Annotated in this window: 4 protein-coding genes; 3 read left to right on the forward strand and 1 reads right to left on the reverse strand. The window is 67.3% G+C overall.

Annotated elements, in window-relative coordinates; translation table 11 throughout:
- From VFW69_RS18450 to VFW69_RS18460, 3 genes are all read left to right on the forward strand, one after another.
- Positions 1-412 (forward strand): hypothetical protein (locus VFW69_RS18450; protein WP_526503229.1); only part of this gene is annotated, 412 nt, incomplete at its 5' end.
- Positions 413-512: 100 nt separating this feature from the next.
- Positions 513-806 carry an ArsR/SmtB family transcription factor gene (locus VFW69_RS18455; RefSeq protein ID WP_526503231.1) on the forward strand — a complete coding sequence of 98 codons (294 nt, stop codon included), beginning with the start codon at positions 513-515 and terminating at the stop codon, positions 804-806.
- A 21-nt stretch (positions 807-827) separates the two neighbouring features.
- Positions 828-1841, forward strand: a complete 1014-nt coding sequence (locus tag VFW69_RS18460) for an LLM class flavin-dependent oxidoreductase (protein ID WP_526503233.1) — start codon at positions 828-830, stop codon at positions 1839-1841.
- 23 nt (positions 1842-1864) lie between these two features.
- Here VFW69_RS18460 and VFW69_RS18465 read toward each other — a convergent pair.
- Positions 1865-3312 (reverse strand): AMP-binding protein (locus VFW69_RS18465; protein ID WP_526503235.1); only part of this gene is annotated, 1448 nt, incomplete at its 5' end.

Here is a 3312-nt window from a genome sequence, read left to right on the forward strand (position 1 = left end):
CAGCATGACCATGTCTCACGCGGAGGACACCAACCTGTCGCTCTACCACACCACCGCTGACCTGCGCCGGCAGTTCGGGCAACTCCGGCAGGAGATCGGGCAGGACACCACCGTGCTGTACCTCGCCTTCGGGGACGTCAACTACCTGCTGGGCAATCCCACCGACTGCCGGTACCCCTCCCCGGTATGGCTGCAGCGCTCCGCCGCGCTGCCCTACGTGAGAGACTTCGCCAGCTACCACGACAATGTCTCGTGCCTCGACACCACGGCGCGGTACCTTCTGATCGACCGATCCTGGTTCGACCTGCCCGCTCTGGAGCCCGCGGTGGTCGCGCGCATCGACGACCTGTTCGATTGCGACCAGGCCATCCACCCCACGGACACCATCGACGTCTGCCCCCGCCGCGTATGACAAAAGCCCCGGTCTTCGGGCCTAGTGAGCAGTGCCACGGTGCGGGACCGCCGGCCGAGGACTAATTTCGTCAATTAGCGAAATATCGAAGGATGGTGCGGTGCTCGACGAGTGCAAGGCGCTGGCCAACGAGACCCGGCTGCGCATCCTGGAGTGGCTCAAGGACCCGGCGGCGAACTTCCCGGCGGCGGCGGGGGAGACGGCGGAGTTCGGCGTGTGCGTCGGTCTCATCCAGCAGAAGGCGGGCACCTCGGCTTCGACCATGTCCGCGCACCTGGCGATCCTGCAGCGTGCCGCGTTCCTCCGGGCCACGCGCCGCGGGCAGTGGACGTACTACCGGCGCGACGACGAGCGCATTCGCGCCTTCACCGAACGACTTCACCGCGTCCTCTGACGCAGGAAAGGCAGCCGCATCATGCCCACCGCATTGTCCGTCCTCGACCTCGCCCCGATCGCACCCGGCCAGACCGCGCGCGACAGCTTCGACGCGAGTGTCGCACTGGCCCGGGCCGCGGAGCGCAGTGGCTACCGGCGTGTCTGGTACGCCGAGCACCACAACATGTCGTCCATTGCCTCGAGCGCCACCAGCGTCCTCATCGGCCATGTCGCGGCGCAGACGGACACTATCCGGCTCGGCGCGGGCGGGATCATGCTGCCCAACCATGCCCCGCTGGTGATCGCGGAGCAGTTCGGCACCCTGGAGGCCCTGTTTCCCGGTCGCATCGATCTCGGCCTCGGCCGGGCGCCGGGCAGCGACCAGAACACCATGCTGGCACTGCGGCGCGACCCGAGATCGGCGGACTCTTTCCCGCAGGACGTGCTGGAGTTGCAGGGTTACCTGCGGGGCAGGTCGCGCGTGCCCGGCGTACAGGCGGTGCCGCGCGGCGAGGGGGTCGTGCCGCTCTATGTCCTGGGATCGTCGCTGTTCGGGGCTCAGCTCGCCGCGCAGCTCGGTCTGCCGTACGCCTTCGCGTCCCACTTCGCGCCGGACGCCCTGCACCAGGCTCTTGCTGTCTACCGCAGCGGTTTCCAGCCGTCGGAGCAGTTGACCGAGCCGTACGTCATCGTCGGCGCGAACGTGTTCGCAGCCGAGGACCGCGACGAGGCCGAAGCACAGAAGACGATCGCGTACCGGTCCCGGGCGCGAGGGATGATCTCGCGGGGCCCGGGCGGGCGCACCTTCACCGACGCGGAGATCGACGCGTTCCTCGCCTCGCCGAACGGCCGCCCGCTCACCACCATGACCCGGTACACCGCCGTGGGCACGCCGCCGGAAGTTCGCGAGTACCTGGAGGATTTCGCCGCCTCCACCCAAGCCGATGAGCTCATCCTCGCCCACCACGCCACGCGGATCGACGACCGGGTGCGTTCGGTGGAGCTGACCGCCGATGCGATGGCCGAAGCCACTGTGGACAGTCGCGGCGCTTGAGCCGCCTCGGGGGCCGATTCCGTTCAGGTGCCGGAGGCGAGTTCGAGGTTTTCGGCGAGTTTGTGTGCGATGTCTTGGCGTAGGAGGTGTTTCTGGATTTTCCCGGTTGCGGTTGTCGGTAGTTCGTCGAGTAGTTCCAGTCGTTCGGGGGTTTTTTGGATGGCGATTCCTTTGTTGTGGAGGTAGGTCTTGAGGGTGTCCAGTGGTGGTGGGTCGGCCGGGTTGGTGGGGACGAGGTAGCAGCAGAGGCGTTCGCCGAGTCGTTTGTCGGGCATGCCGACGATGGCCGCGGTGCGGACGGCGGGGTGGGCTGCTAAAAGGTCTTCGATTTCCCGGACGCTGATGTTCATTCCGCCGCGGATCACGATGTCTTTGGTGCGGCCGGTGACGCGGACGAATCCGTTGGTGTCCATGACGCCGAGGTCCCCCGAGCGTGAGTATCCGTCGGGGGTGAACAGGTCGGCTGTCTCCTCGGGGCGGTTGAGGTAGCCGAGCATGTGACTGGGTCCGCGGTAGGCGATGTCGCCCTCGGTGCCGGAGGGCACTTCTGTGCCGTGCTCGTCGACGATCTTCACCGAGGCGTTGGGCAGGGCCGCGCCGTCGGAGGTGAGTGCCCGTTGCGGGTCGTCGTCGACGGTGCAGGTCGTGGTCGCGAGGTTTTCGCTGCGTCCGTAGAGGCTGAGGATTTTCGCGTGGGGTAGGAGTGTGCGTGCTCGTTCGATGACCGTCCGCGGGATCGGCGCTCCCGCGGATACCCACACTCGCAGGCTGGACGCGTCATGGCGGTCGGGGTGGTAGGCGTCGAGGAGCATGTGGATGAAGGTGGTGGCGGTGACACTGACGGTGCAGCGGTACTGGGCGATCTCGGCCAGGCCGCGGTGGGGTTCCCAGTCGGGCATCAGGTGGGTCGCGGCGCCGTGGAGCATGGGGAGCATGACGCTGGTGATCAACCCGGTGGTGTGGGTGATGGGTGAGGGTCCGAATTGGACGTCGGATTCGCGGTAGGCGAAGGCTTTGCCGAGTGCGCGTGCACCGCTGAGGTAGGTGTTGACGGTGTGCACGCACCCTTTGGGTCGTGCGGTGGTTCCCGAGGTGTAGACGATGACGAAGGGGTCGTCGGGTCCTGCTGGGGAGCCGATCTGGTTCTCGGCGGTGACGGGATCGATGTCGGCGGTGGCCGCGGCGAGGGTCGTCACCGCGGTCTCGGCGGTTCCGACGGCGTCGTCCCCGCGCACGACCACCAGGGTGTGCAGCGCCGGTCGGGCGGCCTGTAGGTCGCGGTACATTCCCAGGTAGTCGAAGCCTTTGAAGACTGATGGCGTGACCGCGGCGGAGACTTGCGCGTCGTCGAGTACGTGCCCGACCTCGTCGCGGCGGTAGATGGGCATGATCGGGACCATGATCGCGCCGAGGCGGGCGAGTGCGGCGGCGACGGGAACGAACTCCGACCAGTTAGGCAGTTGTACCGCGA

The sequence above is a fragment of the Mycobacterium sp. genome, from assembly GCF_036273375.1.
Taxonomy (GTDB): domain Bacteria; phylum Actinomycetota; class Actinomycetes; order Mycobacteriales; family Mycobacteriaceae; genus Mycobacterium.

Coding starts and splice junctions, on each gene's coding strand:
- VFW69_RS18460 (WP_526503233.1), top strand. CDS start 828: ATGCCCACCGCATTGTCCGTCCTCGACCTCGCCCCGATCGCACCCGGC.